21 protein-coding genes are annotated in these 17091 nt (G+C 72.2%); 4 read left to right on the forward strand and 17 right to left on the reverse strand.

Annotated features, from left to right (window positions below; genetic code table 11):
* Positions 1-37: 37 nt before the first annotated feature.
* From HUW53_RS13415 to HUW53_RS13430, 4 genes are all read right to left on the reverse strand, one after another.
* Positions 38-3949, reverse strand: a complete 3912-nt coding sequence (locus HUW53_RS13415) for a baseplate multidomain protein megatron (protein WP_237346276.1) — start codon at positions 3947-3949, stop codon at positions 38-40.
* 26 nt (positions 3950-3975) lie between these two features.
* Positions 3976-4419, reverse strand: a complete 444-nt coding sequence (locus tag HUW53_RS13420; RefSeq protein WP_237346277.1) for an NlpC/P60 family protein — start codon at positions 4417-4419, stop codon at positions 3976-3978.
* A complete protein-coding gene (locus HUW53_RS13425; protein ID WP_237346278.1) occupies positions 4416-5306 on the reverse strand; it encodes a DUF2163 domain-containing protein in 891 nt (296 codons plus the stop codon). Before HUW53_RS13425 ends, HUW53_RS13420 begins: the two co-directional genes overlap by 4 nt.
* 73 nt (positions 5307-5379) lie before the next feature.
* Entirely contained in the window at positions 5380-6021 is a 642-nt protein-coding gene (locus HUW53_RS13430) for a DUF2460 domain-containing protein (protein ID WP_237346279.1), read from the reverse strand.
* Between the two features lie 107 nt (positions 6022-6128).
* On the opposite strand from HUW53_RS13430, the gene HUW53_RS13435 reads away from it, so the two are divergent.
* Complete coding sequence (locus HUW53_RS13435; protein ID WP_237346280.1) at positions 6129-6929, forward strand: hypothetical protein; 801 nt, start codon at positions 6129-6131, stop codon at positions 6927-6929.
* A gap of 316 nt (positions 6930-7245) precedes the next feature.
* Positions 7246-7674, forward strand: a complete 429-nt coding sequence (locus HUW53_RS13440) for a porin (RefSeq protein WP_237346281.1) — start codon at positions 7246-7248, stop codon at positions 7672-7674.
* 6 nt (positions 7675-7680) lie between these two features.
* On the opposite strand, the gene HUW53_RS22105 is transcribed toward HUW53_RS13440, so the two are convergent.
* Genes HUW53_RS22105 through HUW53_RS13480 form a run of 8 tightly spaced genes read right to left on the reverse strand, consistent with a single transcriptional unit; the run spans position 7681 to position 11415 of the window.
* A complete protein-coding gene (locus HUW53_RS22105) occupies positions 7681-8694 on the reverse strand; it encodes a phage tail tape measure protein (protein ID WP_370877840.1) in 1014 nt (337 codons plus the stop codon).
* A 39-nt stretch (positions 8695-8733) separates the two neighbouring features.
* A complete protein-coding gene (locus tag HUW53_RS13450; protein WP_307500621.1) occupies positions 8734-8979 on the reverse strand; it encodes a rcc01693 family protein in 246 nt (81 codons plus the stop codon).
* Complete coding sequence (locus HUW53_RS13455; protein ID WP_237346283.1) at positions 8976-9326, reverse strand: gene transfer agent family protein; 351 nt, start codon at positions 9324-9326, stop codon at positions 8976-8978. Before HUW53_RS13455 ends, HUW53_RS13450 begins: the two co-directional genes overlap by 4 nt.
* A gap of 49 nt (positions 9327-9375) precedes the next feature.
* Positions 9376-9783, reverse strand: coding sequence for a phage major tail protein, TP901-1 family (locus HUW53_RS13460; RefSeq protein WP_237346284.1), 408 nt, complete (start codon positions 9781-9783; stop codon positions 9376-9378).
* Positions 9784-9807: 24 nt separating this feature from the next.
* Positions 9808-10227, reverse strand: coding sequence for a DUF3168 domain-containing protein (locus HUW53_RS13465; protein ID WP_237346285.1), 420 nt, complete (start codon positions 10225-10227; stop codon positions 9808-9810).
* The gene (locus HUW53_RS13470) at positions 10224-10541 is read right to left on the reverse strand and encodes a hypothetical protein (RefSeq protein WP_237346286.1); all 318 of its coding nucleotides are present in this window, start codon (positions 10539-10541) and stop codon (positions 10224-10226) included. The genes HUW53_RS13465 and HUW53_RS13470 overlap by 4 nt, the downstream gene beginning before the upstream one ends.
* Complete coding sequence (locus HUW53_RS13475; protein ID WP_237346287.1) at positions 10538-10861, reverse strand: head-tail adaptor protein; 324 nt, start codon at positions 10859-10861, stop codon at positions 10538-10540. Before HUW53_RS13475 ends, HUW53_RS13470 begins: the two co-directional genes overlap by 4 nt.
* Positions 10858-11415 carry a head-tail connector protein gene (locus HUW53_RS13480; protein ID WP_237346288.1) on the reverse strand — a complete coding sequence of 186 codons (558 nt, stop codon included), beginning with the start codon at positions 11413-11415 and terminating at the stop codon, positions 10858-10860. Before HUW53_RS13480 ends, HUW53_RS13475 begins: the two co-directional genes overlap by 4 nt.
* Between HUW53_RS13480 and HUW53_RS13485 the strand changes: the two genes are divergently transcribed.
* Both HUW53_RS13485 and HUW53_RS13490 read left to right on the forward strand, forming a co-directional pair.
* The gene (locus HUW53_RS13485; protein WP_237346289.1) at positions 11414-12361 is read left to right on the forward strand and encodes a S1 family peptidase; all 948 of its coding nucleotides are present in this window, start codon (positions 11414-11416) and stop codon (positions 12359-12361) included. The two genes, HUW53_RS13480 and HUW53_RS13485, sit on opposite strands and share 2 nt — an antisense overlap.
* Before the next feature lie 235 nt (positions 12362-12596).
* Positions 12597-13496 (forward strand): lytic transglycosylase domain-containing protein, encoded by a 900-nt coding sequence (locus tag HUW53_RS13490; RefSeq protein ID WP_370877842.1) that lies wholly within the window; start codon positions 12597-12599, stop codon positions 13494-13496.
* A gap of 311 nt (positions 13497-13807) precedes the next feature.
* Here the strand turns inward: HUW53_RS13490 and HUW53_RS13495 are convergent, their stop codons facing one another.
* From HUW53_RS13495 to HUW53_RS13515, 5 genes are all read right to left on the reverse strand, one after another.
* Positions 13808-15064 carry a phage major capsid protein gene (locus tag HUW53_RS13495; protein ID WP_237346290.1) on the reverse strand — a complete coding sequence of 419 codons (1257 nt, stop codon included), beginning with the start codon at positions 15062-15064 and terminating at the stop codon, positions 13808-13810.
* A gap of 33 nt (positions 15065-15097) precedes the next feature.
* Complete coding sequence (locus HUW53_RS13500; RefSeq protein WP_237346328.1) at positions 15098-15595, reverse strand: HK97 family phage prohead protease; 498 nt, start codon at positions 15593-15595, stop codon at positions 15098-15100.
* Between the two features lie 57 nt (positions 15596-15652).
* The gene (locus HUW53_RS13505) at positions 15653-15871 is read right to left on the reverse strand and encodes a hypothetical protein (RefSeq protein ID WP_237346291.1); all 219 of its coding nucleotides are present in this window, start codon (positions 15869-15871) and stop codon (positions 15653-15655) included.
* Between the two features lie 198 nt (positions 15872-16069).
* Positions 16070-16267, reverse strand: coding sequence for a hypothetical protein (locus tag HUW53_RS13510; protein WP_237346292.1), 198 nt, complete (start codon positions 16265-16267; stop codon positions 16070-16072).
* Positions 16268-16580: 313 nt separating this feature from the next.
* Entirely contained in the window at positions 16581-17063 is a 483-nt protein-coding gene (locus HUW53_RS13515) for a nucleoside deaminase (protein WP_237346293.1), read from the reverse strand.
* Between the last annotated feature and the right edge of the window lie 28 nt (positions 17064-17091).

The raw sequence follows: 17091 nt of genomic DNA on the forward strand, positions 1-17091 counted from the left end.
GGAGTGATCGAAAGACGGATGCGCCCTTCCCCCGGCCTCAGAGGGCGAGCGTGGCCTGAGCGGGCGCGCCCGCCCCCACGGTGGCGGAGAGCTGCCGCACCCGCACCGTGAGGCTTGCCTGCGCCGCGCCGAAATCGGCCAGCTCGGCGGCGGCGGAATAGGTCACCTGCGGGCTTGTGACCTCGAACGCGCGCACCACGGTGCCACCGGACAGGATCTCGACCCGGTAGGCTTCGCTCGCCTCGTTCAGGGGCACCTCCACCACGTCCCAACTGTCGCCGTCGAGCCGCGTGCGGCGGATGAAGCCGATGACGATGCCGGCCGCCGTCCGCCGCGCGGTCAGGTGCACCGGCGACAACGGCTGGAGGGCGGTGCCTGCGACGGTGGCGGTGACCTCGGTCACGTCGTCGCCGCCGTAGTCGCCGCTGGCCGGACCGACCCGGTAGATGCTGGTGCGTCCGCGCGCCGAGAGGCCGCTCGCCACCGGCGCCAGCGTGCCGTCGAGCCGCAGCACCTGCGTGCCCTCGGGCCAGGCGTCGGCGCCGGCGGCCTCGGTGCCGGCCCGTCCGCGCAGCAGGCCGGACAGGCGATAGGTGCCGGTGTCCACCAGTTCCGCATCGGTGTACTGGATCAGCTCGGGGGTCCGTCCGTCGGCGAACAGCGCCAGCACGTTGGCGCCGTCCAGCACCTGCATTTGGCTGGCCGACACCCATTGCGCGCTGCCCGCCTGCACCAGCAGCGTGTTGGCGCGGTCGAACCGCCACACCGGCCCCGGCGGCAGCGCCGACAACAGGGTGCCGAGGGCGGCCGGCGCGCTCACCGCCGCCAGGGCGTCGAAGCTCTCGCCATCGGTGGAGCGCCACACCGCCAGCGTCCCCGGCCAGGGCAAGGCGGCGGCGGCGAGATATTGCAGCGGCAGGGGATCGGCGGATTCGGTGGTGGGCAGGTCGAGCACCACCACCGCCGGCGGCCCCGACACCGTGGGCACCGCCACGCTGCCGGCGGGCAGCACGTCGAGCGCCGTATCGAACACCTCCGGCTCGATGGAACGGGCGGTGACGACGCGCGCGTCCGCCTCCTCCACGCGGGTGATCTCCAAGAGCCGCGCCCGCCCGTCGAGGGTGAGGCGCACCACATCGCCCGGCATCAGCGCCGCGCGCGACGGGGGCAGACCGAAGCTTGCCGTCTCCCGCGCCGCCCACAGGTCCTGCAGCCAGACGTCGGCGGCCCGCACCATCACGTTCGGCGCGGCCACCAGGGCAAGATCCACCTCCGTCACATGGCGGCTGCGGCCGGTCAGGCGGCGGGACGACACGGTGGCCTTGCGGTAATCATGCAGGGGATCGATGAAGCCCACGGTGATTTCGAGCGGCAGCTCGCTCTCCTGCGCCCGCGTAAAGGTGACGAGCGCCCCCGCATCATCGGGCTGCACCAGGTCTTCGGCCCCAAGCTCCGTCACCGCGCCGTCGCCGCGCGGGTGGAACACGATTTGGTCCCCCGCTTCCACCGCCTCGAAGGCGAAGGCGCGGGCGAGCGGCTCCAGGGCGGTGCGGGCGGACATGGGATCGGCCACCATATAGCCCTCCACCACGCCGGAGAGGCGGCGCGTGTCCACGCTCACGCCGAAATCCGCGCACAGGGTCTCCACCAAAGCGTCGAGGGGGGCGGAACCGAGCCGGCCGGTGAGCCAATGGCCGCAATTCCAATTGTCGCCGTCGCCCCACACGTCCGTCAGCAACGGAAATTGCGGATAGGGCCGCGCGTCCCAGGTCCACAGGAACACGCAGCCCGCCTCCACCATGCGCCCGCCATAGAGGGGGGCGGCCGGATTGTCGGCAAGGCTTGCCCCCGCCGCCGGCTCGAAGGTGCCGAGGATGGCTTCCAGGGTGCGCCGCTGCACCGTGTCGTCGCGGGTGCCGGAGGAATAGGGCGGCAGGGCGTTTTCCGAGGATTTGGCGTCGGGAAAGGCGCTTGGCCGGTTCGGCCCCTTGTCCACGGCGGCGCAGCCGGCCTCCATGAGGCGGATCGGCTTGCCCCCCGGCACGTAGGCGGTGGGCGTCGCCGCGCGCACGCCCGCACGGCGCTCGTGATGGGCATTGGCCCACCAGGACCACAGGTCCTTTTGCCGATACACCCACGGCTCGCCATAAGCGCCATCGGTGATGGGCGTGCGGTCCTGGGCGTCGCGGGCATTATCGTCCGCGTAATACCAGTCGAACGCCTCGCCGGAGCGCAGGCCCGCCTTGAGATAATCCGGATCGGTGATGCTGGAGGCCAGCGCCGCGTCGCGGTGGGTGGTGCCGTCGCGCCAGTCGGTGAAGGGCGGGTAGTAATCGATGCCCACGAAATCCACCGCCGACGATGCCCATAGCACGTCGAGGGGAAACCGCACGTCGCCATCGTCGAACACCTGGGCGCCGTATTCGGCCCAGTTGGCGCCGTAGGACACGCGCGTGTCGGCGCCCACCACCGCCTTCACGTCGGCGGCGAGGGCGGCATAGGCGGCGGCGGCGGGAAAGCCGCCGGTGTGATCGCGCAGGCGGGTCAGCGCCTCCATCTCCGAGCCGATGAGAATGGCTTCCACCCCGCCCGCCGCCACCGCGAGATGGGCGTAATGCAGCGCCATGCGCCTGAGGCTCCATTCGGAGGGGCCGTCATAGACCACAAGGGTGCCGGCCCGCAGGAAGTCGCCCGCCTCGGCCGCGCCGAACAGGGCCGCCACCTGCTCCGCGCACGCCGCCGTGCCCTCCGCCGTGCCGGGAAGGCCCGGCGCCGGATCGCACACGATGCGCCCGCGCCAGGGGTGAGGGGGCTGGGGCACGGCGCCGGTCCAGGGGTTCTCAAGCGTGTTGTCGGCCGGAATATCCATCATCACGAATGGGTTGAGCGTAACCTTGATGCCCGCCTCGTTCATCTTGCGGATCGCCCGCACCACGGTGATGTCGGCCGGGGTGCCGCCATAGGCCGCGCGGCCGTCATATGGGGACACGGTCTGCGCCAGCAGGCGGGTGAGCCCGCCCACCGACCATTCATTGGGAAAGGTCGATTTGCCGTGGCGCTCGCATTTGGGGCGGATGCGGCATTGCCCGGCCCGCAGATCATCGCCGAACCAGGACACCACCAGCGACACCCGCTCCAGGTTCGGACAGGCCGCCAGCAACTGGTCGAGGGCGCTCTCGAAATCGCTGCCGGCGGTGGAGACGTGGCGCGCTTCCGCCCCATAGCTGCCGCTGCCGTAGACCCGGACGGTGTTCACCGTGTCGTAGCCGAACTCGGTGGCGCCGGGGATCAGGGTCACCGCCCGCACCTGCCGTTCCAGGGCGCCGATCCCGCGCTCCACCTCCGCCGTGAGCTGCGGCAGGCGGTTGCCGTAGTCGGTGAGCTCCAGATTCTCGAACACGAGATAGGCGATGCCGCGATAGGCCGGGGTGCCGGCATCGCCCTGCTTGGCGGCGATCCAGGAATCGGCCGCCTGGGCCTCGCCACCGAGATGCATGCGGATGGACAGGCCGCCCACGTCCAGAAGCTTGCCGTCGGCCCAGATGCGGCCGATGCGGGAAATGGGACCTTCGCACAGGGCCACGGCGAAATTGGCGTAATAGGTGTAGCTGATGGTGCTGGATTTGGCCGAGAGGCTGCCGCCCTTACCCCCCGCCGACTGGCTCTGGGTGGTCTTCACCTCGGTGAGCGCGGTCGCCCAGATCACCTGTCCCGCCAGGCGCGCGCGGCCATAAAGGCGGGGGATGGAGGCGCCGGGTGTGGAGGCCGTCACCTCGAGGTCGGACAGGCGCGGGCCTTCGCTGGTGCTGGTGCGGTTGCCGCCGACCAGGGACTGATCGAGCACCGCGCCGCCGAGGGCGCCGAGCGCCCGGCCGGCCACCGCCCCGAGAGGCCCGAACAGGGCGCCGCCGACAAGCCCGCCGGCCGCGCCGAGAAGCAGGGTCGCCATAAGAAGTCCTCGCGATGGGAAGGGGATCAGGGCGCGCCGACGCCGGGAAAGCGATAGGCATAGGCGAGCCGTCGGCGCCACCAGGGGGTCAGCACCGTTTCGCAGACGCTGACGCCGTCATAGGCGTGAATCATCCCAGACGGGCCGCTCAGAATGGCCGCGTGCTTGGCCGGCAGATGGGCGCGGAAACGAAACAGCACCACGTCGCCCGGCCCCGCCATGGCGGGATCGATGGGGTCGAGATGGCGACGGGCGGTGTCGGCGAGGGTCTCGCGGCGGGCCGCCTCGGCCCAGTCGGGCGCGTAGGGCGGCAGCGGCTCGGGCTCCGGCCCGATGCAGCCGCGCCAGACCCCCCGCACCAGCCCCAAACAGTCGGCCCCCACCCCTTTAAGCGAGGCGCGGTGGCGATAGGGCGTGCCGATCCAGGTGCGGGCCTCGGCCACCAAGGCGGCGCGGGTGAGCGCCGTCATGCGAGCAGGCTCCCGTCATAGCCGCCCTCGCCCGGCACCGCGACCGAGATCACGAAATCATTGCCGGGCATGTGCGGAAAGCCGCGGAAATTGGCGGCGTTGGCGAACCGGTCGCGGCAGGTGGCGAACAGCTTGTCGCAGCCCGCCGTCACCGCCACCGTGTCCCCCACCGCCACGGTGAACGGCGGGCGCTGCCACAGGCGCAGCCGGGCGGTGGCGCCGTCCTTGGTGTGGCTCTTGATCTCGGTGGCAAAGCCCAGGTTGGCGCCGCTCGTGAAGGTGAGCCGCCCGCGCGCCAAGGCCTCGGCGGCAAAGGCGGAAAGACCATCGACGGAGAACCGCAGCGCGCCTTCCACCGCGCGCACCGCGCCACTGCCGGAAAAGGCGGGCGCGGCAAGGTCGAGGCCGCATCGCCCGTCGCCCAGATCGGCGTCGCAGCGGGTGCCGTAGATGCGGCCGCGGGTCTGGTTCAGACTGTCGGTCAAGGCGCGGATTTCCGCGGTGAAGCGGCTGTCCTCGCGCTTGACCTCGCCGATGGTGCCCTGGCGCAGCAGAAGCCGCATCTGGGGATCGGCCCAGTTGACGAGATACAGCGCGACGACGGCGCCATCGTAGAGGCCGGCGGCCAGATCATCCTCGGTGAGCGCGTCGGCGGACAGGGCGCCGGACAGCTCGGTTCCGGTCACGGCCAGCCCCTCGGCGGCGGCGCTCTCTGAGGCCGAGATGCCGGAGGCGGCCTTCAACGTGAGGCCGTCGAGCACCAGGTCCCAGTCGTGGTCGGTGAAGCCCAGCACGAGGCCGTCGCGGCGGGTGAGCCGCCAGCCGTAACACAAAGTGGTGGCGCCGCTTGCCAGATGCGTGGCGAGCGCTGCGGAAAGGGTGCGCATGAGGGATCCCCGGTGCGTTTGAAGGCGTGGAACAGACATCCACAACACATTGATATTTTTTATTTTTCTGCCTCTAGATCCGGATCTCGATGACCGGAACGCGGGGGATCTCCCCGGCGGCGAAGGCGGACAGATTAACCTCGAGGAAATCAGTGTCGAAGCGCACCGGCACGTCGAACAGGAACCCCGCCGTCACCACCGCGCCGGCGGCGGGCACATGGGTGTCGAGGAAGACGATGCGCCCGCCCGCCGTATCCGTGGAAAAGGCCGTGCCCTCCCCCTGTTCGGTCCCGTCCACGGCCACCCGCACGGTGCCTGAAACGGGCTTGGCGATGGGTCGCACATAGGGGGCGTGGAACGCTCCGTAGGTCTTCGTCAGGGCGAAGGCGGCGGTGGCGCCGTCGCCGGTGGCGATGATCTGGTCGAGCGGGCTCGGCACGAGGCCCGGCGGGGCGGAGGAATGATCGAGCCGATCCCGCCAGCGGAAGCCGTAGAGGCGCCCGCGCCGCTCCTCGAAAAAGGCCACCACCTGGGACAAGGCGGCGAGGGTTTTCACCCCGTAGCCGGCATCCCAGCGGCGCCGCGAATCAGCGAGGCGCGTGTTGCGTTCCTCGCGTCCGGTGGCGGTGGTGACGACCTGCGTGACCCGTTCCGGGCCACCCGAGGCGCCGAGAGCCACGTCGATTGGAAACAGAATGTCATGGAAGGCGGCCATTTGATCCCCTCATCCCCAATTCTTCAGCCCCGGCAATAGAAACGACCTTGACATAGTTGAACGCGGCGCCTTGACTTTCATCGCCTCGATGAGGATGGAGCAGATGCATGGCGACGAAGCCCGCAAAAAAGCCTGCGGCTGCTGCGGAAAAGCCGGCCGCTAAAAAGGCGGCTCCGGTAAAGGCAGCACCCGCCGCGAAGACCCCGGCGACCAAGGCCGCGAAGGCCCCCACGCCCGAGGTCGAGCCCGCAGCGATCGCGACCCCCGAAGCAAAGCCGGCGGTTGCCAAAACAGTGAAAACCGCAGCGAAGGCCCCGGCCGAACCCAAGGCCGAACCGAAGCCCGCCGCGTCAAAGACAGCCCCCGCGAAGGCCGCCGCATCGAAGGCGGCCACACCGAAGGCCGCGACCGCGAAGAGCGCGCCCGCGAAGCCGGCCAAGGCGGTCGCCGCCCCGGTCGCGGAACCGGCCCCCGCCGCCCCCGAAAAGGCGAAGAAGGCCCCCGCCGCCGCGAAATCCGCGCCTGCGAAAGCGAAGGCGGCCCCCAAGGTTGAGGCGCCTCCGGCCCCAGTCGTCGCGCCCCCAAAGGCCAAGGCGCCGACCGCCAAAGCGGCAGCACCCAAGGACGCCGCGCCTAAGGACGCCTTACCTAAAACAGCCGCCGCCAAAACAGGCGCCTCCAAGGCTCCTGTAGCGAAGGCTCCTGTAGCGAAGGCAACCGCGGCGAAGGCTCCGGTCGCCAAAGCCGAAGCGGTGAAGGCCGCCCCTGCTCCGAAGAAGGCCGCGGCGAAGACTCCCGCCGCCGAGAAGGCGCCGCCGGCCGAGGTGAAAGCCGAGCCGGCACCGACGACGTCGGCCAAGAAGGCGCCCGCTAAAGCCAAGGCGAAGGCCGCACCGGCCAAGGCCTGAGGCGGACACCCACCCGACGACGGGAACGCCGGCGGGTGAACAAAGGCCGCGACATAGGCCCCCTCGGGATCACATTCCGAGAGGGAGGATATGAGTTCGCTTCATCGTCCATCGGACACCGGCCCGTGCGGCCGCCGTGTGGGTGCGCGGGAGCGAAGATGGTTCCGTGCCTTGCGCCACCTTGCGCAAAGGCGGCATTGGTGGGCGTGCGAGCCTGTGCGATAATTAAATACGGTGTGGGCCAGGATCAGGGTGCCCGCCTGTCGATGTCGCTATCGGCTGCCCGGTGGCGGCAGCCCTCTCGAGGTTGTCGCCCATGCTGCCGGCTCTCAAGCTCAGGCGTCCCATCCCCGTCATGGCCCGCGCCCCGATGCTCCGTGCCCCGATGCTCCGCGCGCTCCGGACGCGGTCCGATGGCGTTCACCGGTCGAAGCGTCTGGCCATCGCCGCCGGCGCGCTGGCGATGATGGTGCTGGCCGGCGGATCTCCGGCCGGATCGGTGGCCCACGCGCAGAGCTCCGGCGCCGGCGCCAAGACCGCGTCGAGCTGCGCCGCCCTTGGCGAAGGCTTCGTGCGGATGCCCGGCGCGGACACCTGCGTGCGCCTGCGCGGCGCGGCCCGCGCCGAGGCTTTTTCCGGCGGAACCGTGTCCAGCAATCCGGGCTATGGCAACACGGCCACCACCCTGGGCGGCGACGGCACGGCCCAGGGCACCGCGCCCGATCCCTGGAAACAGGCGCGCTGACGGCGCTCACGCGCTGCGCTGCGCCCGCGTCACGGCGCGCGACACCAGGCCGGAAAGATAGGCATCGGACCGGCGGAAGGCGGCCAGGTCGGGGGTCGCGACGTTCACCGTCACCTGTGCCCGCCCGCCCCCGTCCACCTGCCGCACGCCCAGGCTGCCGTCCGCGCCGCGGGTGAGGGGCATGATGGCTTCCGCCCCCTTCTCCCCCATGAGCCCGAACGAGGCGGTGCCGAGCGGGAAATAGGTGGGTGCCGCCACCACCCCGCCGCGCGCGAACGGGCGCACCCGCGCTTGCGTCATCTCAACCGGCCCGTTCAGCCCCCGTGCGGAGAAGGCGCCGCCCTTGGCGAAGGCCCGTACCACTTCGCCGAGCCCCCCGTCAGGTGCGATCACCCCGCCCTTGGCGAAGGGCATCAGCGTGCCGCCCTGGAACAGATGACCCAGCGCCAGCCCGCCGGAGCCAGACGACGCCCCACCGCCCCCCGGCCCGATCACGCCACCCTTGGCGAACGGCAGCAGCGTGCCGCCCTGGAACAGATGGCCCAGGCCCAGCCCGCCCGAGCCGGACGACGCCCCACCGCCACCCGGCCCGATGACCCCACCCTTGGCGAAGGGCATCAGCGTGCCGCCCTGGACCAGATGGCGCACCACCAGCCCGCCGGAGCCGGACGCCGCGCCACCGCCGCCGCCCGGCCCGATGACGCCACCCTTGGCGAACGGCTGCACCGCGCCGCCGTCGAACACGCCGCCCCTGGAAAAGCCCAGGCCGCCGGTGACGCTGGAGAGCAGGGTCGAGAAGCTGCTTTCCAGCGGCTTGAGGGCCGCTGTAAGCGCCATGTTGGACAGCTTGACCCCGAGCTGCTCCAGCACGGTGCCGAGGTCCCTGCCCTGCACCGCGAGCCCGGTGAAGGCCGAGCCCAGCGTACCCGCCAGGCCCTTGGCCGAGACCTCCATCTCACCGAGGGCGGCCTTGGCCTCCCGCGTGTCCACGGCCACGGCGATATCGACGGTTTCGGTCACGCCGGCTCTCCTCTGCTTTGGGGGGTCTCGCACGGCGCCTCACCGCGCAGGCGGCGCCAGGGGCCGGGGGTCCGGCCGGTCAGGGAAGCGTTCCATCAGGGCCGCGAGGTCGGCCCGCGCCAGGGGCGGCGCGACACGCGTCGCGTGGAGGCCCGCCGCCGCGGCGAGCTCGCGGGGGGTCATGCGCCAGAAGGCGGCCGGAGACAGCCGCAGGACACCGAGCCCGAGCCCCATCGCCTGGTCCCACGGAAAGGCGGGCGGGGCCGAGGCGCGGGGCGGGCTCACACGTCCTGCGGCGGCCGAGGGGAAGCGGGCAGGGCCTCGCCGCCGCCGAAGGTGGCCGTGAGCAGCGCCGCCACGATGCGCACGAAGCCGGCGGCCCCGTCCTCCACGCGCATGCGCTCCACCGCGTCCAGGCTCACCTCCTCCCCCGCCCCGTTCAGGCCCGCGCACAGGATGCGGGCGGCATCGCGGGCGGACAGGCGGCCCCGCTCGAAGCGCTCCGCCAGCGCCATCAGGTCGGCGGCGCCGAAGGCGGCTTCCAGTTCCGCCAGCGCCCCCAGGGTCAGCACCAGCACATGGGGGCGGCCGTCGATGACGGCCTCGATCTCGCCGCGGTGCGCGTTGGCCATGGGCTTCTCCTTTCGGCAGGTGGTTCAGGTGGTTTTTCGCCGGCACCGCTCACAGGGCGGCGAAAGCGATCTCGCCGCCGCTCTCCAGCGTCAGGTCGAAGGTGACCTCCCGGTCATGCTCGGCCGCGATTTCGAGCGCGGTCACCTGGAAGATGCCGGTGATGGTGCCGAAATCGGGCACCACCACCTGGCACGACGCCAGCGTGCCGGCGAAGAACAACTGCCGCACCAGGGCATCGGACTCCGCATCCTTGAACACGCCGGAACCGGAGATGCTGGCGCGCTTCACCCCCGCCCCCTCCAGCAGCTCGCGCCAGCGACCGGCGGATTCGGAATGGGTCACATCCACGCTCTGGGCGTTGAAGGCGAGGGTGCGCGAGCGCAGGCCCGCCACCGTCACGAACGCCGTGCCGTCCTGGATCTTCAACAGCAGATCCTTGCCCTTTTGCGCACTCATGGGACATCTCCAATTGATCTTGCGTCACAACGGCTCGGTGACGGCGCGGAACCGCACCAGAGCGTGAAAAGTGCGTCCGTCCTTCTCGCGCACCACCTCGGCGCTGGTGGCGCGCAGATTGACGAGCGCGTGGCCAGCGACCGCGAGCGGCGCGTCGTGCAGCGCCTCCTGCACCGCGGCGGCGAGGGCGAACGCCTCGGCCCGGCCGCCGCTGCGGGAAAAGGCGTGCAACGTCAAAGCGTGCTCGCACCCCGCTTCGGTGGCGGTGGACCAGTCGCTCACCACCGCCTCCCCCAGCGCCACGAAGGGGAAGGCGGCATCCTTCGGCGGCACGTCGTGGATGCGCGCGCCGCCGAGCAGGCCGGTCAGCGGCGCGTCGGCCGCGAGCGCGTCGTGAATGGCCTTGCGCAGGCTCAGGGCCGGGCTGGCGAGGGGCACACTCATGGTGTCCCCTCCCCCGCCGTGCGGGCGGCCCGGCGGCGGCGGTTGAAGTCGAGCCGGACCCGGTCGAGCACCGGGTCGCCCTCCCGTCCGGCGTCACCGCGCACGCGGTCGAGCACCGCCGCATCGCCGACGCGCACCAGCGGCCGCGCCGGCGTCCCCGCGATCGTCGGTGTCGCGCCGGTTGCCGTGGCAATGCGCCGGGCGAGATCCGCCGCGGCCCGCGCCGCCGCCTTTTCGGCCGCCGACGTGAGCACCCGCGCGCCAAGCCGCCCGCCGAGCCCCTCGATGCCGCGGCTGGACACGCGCACTTTCATGGCTGTTCCTCCCGGCAATGGCAGCGCGAGAAGCGGCCGCGCCCGTCGGCATCGGTGACCGCCTCCACCTGGAACACCCGCGCACCGAGCAGCAGCCGGTCGCCGGGGGCGATGGTGTGGGGCGCCCGCACCGTGATGCGCACCCCATGGGCCGCGCGCGGCCGCTCCTCGCTCACGCCGAACTCGGTGGCCACGGTCTCCACCGCCCCCCACATCTGTTCCACCGACAGGAACGCGTGGCTGGTGCCGCCGGCGCCGTCGGCGAGATCGACGCAGGTCTGGTGCGTCAGGCGCTGGCGCAAGGCCGCGATGGCGCTCACAATCGCACCAGACGGTAAGGCGCGAGCAGCGCCGCGACGGTCGCGGGCAGGGCCTGGGCGGTGCCCGAGCCGTCGCGATATTCGTAGAAATGGGCCAGCACCAGCCGCACCGCTTGCATGAGATCGGCCGGCACATCGGCGGCGCTCGCGCCATAGCCGGCGCTCACCGTGAGGGCGATGCCGCCCGGCCCCGGCTGCGGCGCACGGCGGGCGTCCACATGGATCAACGCGGGCGCCCGGTCCGCCTTCAGGCTGAGGACGCCCGGCGCCACCTCCACCGTGCTGCCGTCGGCCAGCGTCACAAGGGCCGACAAGATGGCCGTGACCGGCGCCACCGGTGCCGGGATCACCCCGCTCAGGGGCCACGCGGCGCGGGTGAAGCGCCAGGTCTGCATCAGCAGAATGCGCCCCGTGGCCGCCTCCACCGCCCGCCGGGCGGCGGCGATCAAGGCATCCACCAGCGCGTCGTCCGCCTCGTGGTCGATGCGCAGGAAGGCTTTCGCCTCGGCGCGGGTCAGCGGCTCGGCGGCGGGGCCGGCGAGGAGTTCGGCCATGTTCGGTCTCCGGGTCAAGATGAAGGCGGGCAGCACCATTGACGCTGCTCCGTGGGAGCGGCAGAACGCGCGGATGATCGGCTTTCACCCCCTCCGCGCGGGCCGCGATGCCCTTGGTGTTCGGGCCAGCGTCGCCCTTGTCTTTCAGGCCCGCGGCGCCTTAGTCGCCCGTGCCGGCGGCGCTCTGGTCGCCCGTGCCTGCGGCGCCCTGGTGTCCCTGGCCTGCGGCGCCTTGGTCGCGATGGCCGGCGGCGCGGCGCCGGCGGCCGCCATGGTGGGCGGCGGACCGGCCTCGGCCGAGATCGCGGGCCATGCGGCCATGGTGGTGTCCACGCGCGGGGCCGTTTGCTCCAGCGTCGTGCTGGCGCCCGACCTGCTGCTCACCGCCGCCCATTGCGTGGAACCGAAGGCGGACTATGCGGTGGCCATCATCGGCGCGGGGCCGCCCAAGCTCATTCCGGCGCTGCGGGTGGCGGTGCACCCGCGCTTCGACGCCGACCAGTTCCGCACCCGGCGGCCGACGCCGGACCTCGCGCTGTTGAAGCTCGCGGAGCCGCTGCCGGCGCCATTCCAGCCGGCCCCCCTCACCACCGCCGAGGGCCTGCCGGCCAAGGGCTCCGACTTCACCCTCGCCGGCTTCGGCGTCACCGCCGAGGGCGCCACCAAGAGCGCCGGCACCTTGCGCACGGTGCGCCTGCCCGCCATCGGCACCACCGGCGGCATCATGGTGCGCCTTGCCCCGTCGCAGGGAAGCGCCGGCGCCTGCACCGGGGATTCCGGCGGCCCGGCGTTCCAGAACGGCGCGGTGGCGGGCGTCATCGGCTGGGCCACCGGGCCCGGCGGCACGCGCGGATGCGGCGGCGTCACCGGCGTGACGCTGGTGTCGATCCACCGGGATTGGATCCTCTCCCAGGCGGCTGCCCTCGGCAGCCCCATCGGCCGCTGAGATGGCCCCGGCGTCGCCCGCCCCTCGGACGGCGCGCCGGGCCGCCGCCGTGGTCGGCGCATTGATCCTCACGGGCGCCGCCGTCGGCGCCCTGCTCCTGTCCGGCGGCGACCCGGCCCCCGCGCCAGCGACGCGCGCCGAACCCGGCGGCGCGCCGGGGGACGGTGCGCCGCCCCCGTCTCCGCCGCAGCAGCCGCCGCCCCCGCGCGAGGCGGATCGCGCAAAGACAAGCCCCATCCGAAGCACCGCCCCCGCCCAAGAGTCCGGCGCAGCCGATGCGACCGGGACCGATCGCGCCAGCGACCCGGCGCCGACCCCGGCGCAGGCCACCGCCCCGGCCGAGGCCGGCGGCGGGCCGCAGGGCGAGAGCATCGACGCCGCTTTGTGCCGGCTCATCGACGGGGCGGCGACGCGGGCCGGACTGCCGGCGGGCTTCTTCACCCGCCTCATCTGGCGGGAAAGTTCGTTCCGCCCCCATGTGGTGAGCCGCGCGGGCGCCCAGGGCATCGCCCAGTTCATGCCGGGCACCGCCAGGGAACGGGGCCTGTCGAACCCGTTCGATCCCGAACAGGCCATCCCCGCCTCGGCCGCGCTGCTGGCGGACCTGAAGCGCCAGTTCGGCAATCTCGGGCTCGCCGCGGCGGCCTACAACGCGGGGCCGGGCCGGGTCTCGGGCTTTCTCAGTGGCGGCGGCCTGCCCCAGGAAACCCGCGCCTATGTGCGCCTCATCACCGGCCGCACCGCCGACGACTGGGCGGCGCTGAAGCGGCGCGGCGAGACGCCGCCGGAGGACAAGGACGCCCCCTGCCTCGCGACCCTGGCCAGCCTGCGCCAGGGCGCCCCAGCCTCGGAAGCCGGCCCCAACGCGCTGTTCGCGCCCTGGGGGGTGCAAATCTCCGGCAATTTCTCGAAAGACCTCGCGCTCGCCGCGTTCCAGCGCGCGGCGCAAAAATATCAGGCCGCGTTCGGCGACGGCGAGCCAGTCGTTATCGCCACCCGCATGGCGGGACGCGGCGCGCGGACCTTCTACCGCGTGCGCCTGCCGGCGCAGACCCGCGCCGAGGCCAATGCCCTGTGCGCGCGCCTGCGCAAGGCCGGCGGCCCCTGCATCGTGCTGTCGAACCGCGGGCCTTGAGCCGCACGGCCAAGGGCGCCGCCGGTGCCGGCGCGGCCATGCCGCGACGAGCAACGCGCCGGCCGCGATGGATGCCCTGCCCGCCCTCGGCAAGGCCACCGGCACGGACGCGCCGCCGCTCCTCAAACACCGGGACGACCGGCGCCCCCCATGCACCGCCACCACCCGCCGGTTCGGCGCCGTCTGCGTAGCGCCGGACCGCGCGGGGCGACGCCCGCGACGCCCCGCACCGCAACCGCCTTCAAACCGCCGCGGCGACGCGACGGGGTGGCCGCCGCCCCGTAAAGGAGCGGCGGCCCTGGGCGCCGCCGTCAGGCGGCAGCGAACTTCAGGAGCTTGGCGGCATCGAAGTCCATGATGCCGCCGCCCACCCGCTTGGTGGTGTAGAACAGCACATAGGGCTTGGCCGAGAACGGATCGCGCAGCACCCGAAGCCCGGTCCGGTCCACCACCAGGTAGAAGCGCCGGAAATCGCCGAAGGCAATGGGGAAGGCGTCGGCCGCGATGTCGGGCATGTCCTCGCTCTCCACCACCGGGAAGCCCATGAGGCTCGCGCCTTGCCCCGCCACCGGCGGCGGCGCCCACAGGTAATTGCCGTTCTCGTCCTTCAGCTTGCGCACCGCGGACTGGGTGCGCCGGTTCATGACGAAGGTGGCGTTCTGGCGATAGCCGCCCTTCAGCGCATAGACGAGGTCGATGAGCCGGTCGCCGCCCTCGGCCGCCGGGAAGCCGCCGGCGGCGCCGCTGGCCACATAGCCCACCTTGCCCCAGGCCCAGGCGCTTTCGGCCACCTTGGTCGCGGACAGGAAGCCCTGGGGCTTGGCGACGCCGTCGCCGCTCACGAAGGCGGCGCCCTCCTGCGCGGCGAACACCGTGTCCACCTCCTCGGCCAGCCATTCCTCGACATTGACCTGGGCGTCATCCAGCAGGGCCTGGGTGGCGGCCGGCATGGCGTAAAGCTCCATGGCGGGAAAATCGAGGGCGGCCAGCACCGGGCTGTCGGTTTGGGCGCGGGCCGCCGTCTCCGCCGCCCAGCCGGACACCGGGCCGGAGGTCATGAACGGCTTGCGATAGCTGCCGCCGCCAATGGTGCGCACCGAGGACACGGCGCGGATGGGCGACAGCGCCGACAGGCGCCGGCCGATCTCGCTCTCGATCTCCAGCGGCACCAGATAGCCGCCATCCACCCCGGAGCCGGAGGACAGGGCCTTCGCCTCCAGCGCCTTCAGCCCGCCGGCCTCGCCGTGGCGCACATAGGTGTCGAAGGCGCCGGCGTGGGCGCTGGCCGCCACCGTGCGCTCGGGCGCGCCGAGGGCCGGGCGGCGGGCCTTGGTGACGAGGGCGTCGAGCCGCGCCTGATGGGCATCGAGGGCGGCATCGATGCGCGCGATCTGATCGGTGGTGAGGCCATCCACCCCGCGCCGCTCCATCTCCGCGAGGCGGGTGTCGTTGGCGGCCTTGTAGGCCTCGAAGGCGGACAGGAAATCGGCCACGGCGGCGCGCGCCTCGGGACCGGCGAATTCGGCGGAAGCCACCTTCACCTCGGGGGCGTGGACGGAATTGGGCATGAGACGATCCTCAAAGGGTTGGGAAACGGCGGATCAATGGGCGGCAAGGGCGGCGCGCAGCCGCCGCGCGGCACCGGCCAGGACCAGCGCCGGCGGGTCGGCGGCGGCGAGGCGGGCGCCGGGCTGCATGGGAAAGGTGACGATGGACACCTCCCACAGGTCGATGCGGGAGAGGCGGCGCAGCCGGGTCTTGGGATCGGTGCGGGCCTCCACCGCCTTGAAGCCGATGGAGAGGCCGTCAAGAGCCCCCTCGGCCACCAGCGCCGCGCATTCGCGGGCACGGGCCACCGCCGGGGACAGCCGGCCGCGCACATAAAGGCCGCGCGCATCCTCGCGGATGTCGGTCCACACGCCGATCGGCTCGGCCGGATCGTGCTGGTAGAGCAGGCGCACCCCGCCGGTGCCGCGCCGGGCAAGGCTGTCGGCGAAGGCGCCGGGCAGCACCAGGTCGCGGCCGAGATCGGGGACCCCGAACAGGCAGGCATAGCCCTCCACCACGAAGCCCTCGGGCGGCGGCAGCGGGCGCCCCATCGGCGGCGAACCGGCGGACGGGCTCGGATCCCCCGAGAGGTTCGGAGCGCCCATGCCTCACCCCTCCCCGCCGCTGGCGCCGGGCGTCTTGCGGCGGCGCGAGGTGTCGAGCTTCTCCAGGGTCGCCACGAAATCGCGGAACACCTTGCCGGCGGTCGGCGCCGAACCTTGGGACGCCGGGCCGTGGGACGCGGGACTTTGGGCCTTGGCCCGCGAGGGGGCGCCACCGAGCGCGCGGATGCGCGGCGCCGGCGCCTTCGAAAAGGGGGCACGCATAAGACATCTCCGGATGTGAGGCAGGCAAACGGCAGCGCGCCGCGCGGCGGGTGCCGGCAGCGGGCGAAGGCTTCGGATGGGTGGTGGGCGCGCGCCGGCGGGCGCTCAGGCCTATGCCATCGCCCCGGTCTTCGACCGGCGCCAAGTGGGTTCGCTCAGACGCCGCGCGGGCTCAACCAAAGGCCCGTTGAGTCCAACTCATGAGCCTTTGGAAGGATCGTCGTAGCGGGCGTTGAAGCTGGCGATCTCGCGGATGAAGTCGTCGAAGCGACGGGTGGCGCGGGACAATTCGCCGAGCACCCGCCAGAAGGCGAGCGAGGCCGAAAGCGCCCAGACCAGCAGCGCCAGATGCGCCAGATCGCCCCGCTCGGCGAAGGTGCGGATGAGGATATCCATGGGCGGGCTCACGCTTGGGGCGCCGATGCGCGCGCGGCCCCCGGCGACGGAAGGGCCGCGCGGGTCCGCTTCGGAATTTCAAGGGCAGAGGGGTAGCGGCAAGGGCAAGGGGCAGGGGCAGCGGCCGATGCCGGCCGGTCGGTGACGGTGGCCGGCTCCCGGCCGGTCGCGCCGCAACGCGCGCCGCGCCGGGCGCGGGGCTTTCAGGCACGAGACTTTCGGGCAATGGGCTTTCATGAACGCGCGCGCGGCGACGGCCCCGTCCGCAGGCCCGTCGCCGCGCGCGGAAAGGCGCGCTATCGCGGCTGAAGGCTCAATAGGGAACGCGATCCGGCTTGTCGTGATAGGCCTTCCAGACCTCCACGGCCTCGTCCTGCATGATCTGGGTGCAGGCAATGGAGCGGTGATCCACCGGCTTGGCGAGTTCCTTATAGATCACGTCGTCGTCGAAATCGCCGTATTGGCGCGCATCCGCATTGGTGGATGCGTAATAGACGCGCTCGATGCCCGCCCAATAGGCCGCCGCCATGCACATGGGGCACGGCTCGGCGCTGGTGTAGAGGGTCGCGCCGGTGAGCTTGAAGCTCCCGGCGGTCTTGCAGGCGTTGCGGATGGCCTCGATCTCGCCGTGCCAGGTCGGGTCGTTCTCCGCGACGACACGGTTGGCCCCCTCCCCGATGATCTGCCCATCCTTCACGATCACCGAGCCGAAGACGCCGCCGGCGCAATCCACCAGCGAGGTCTTCGCCGAAAGGGCGATCGCCCGGCTCATGTATGTCTTTTCATCTTCATTCATTTCGAGCGCCCTCGGCATGGTTGTTTGT

The sequence above is a fragment of the Xanthobacter agilis genome (genome assembly GCF_021730435.1).
GTDB classification, from domain to species: Bacteria; Pseudomonadota; Alphaproteobacteria; order Rhizobiales; family Xanthobacteraceae; genus Xanthobacter; species Xanthobacter agilis.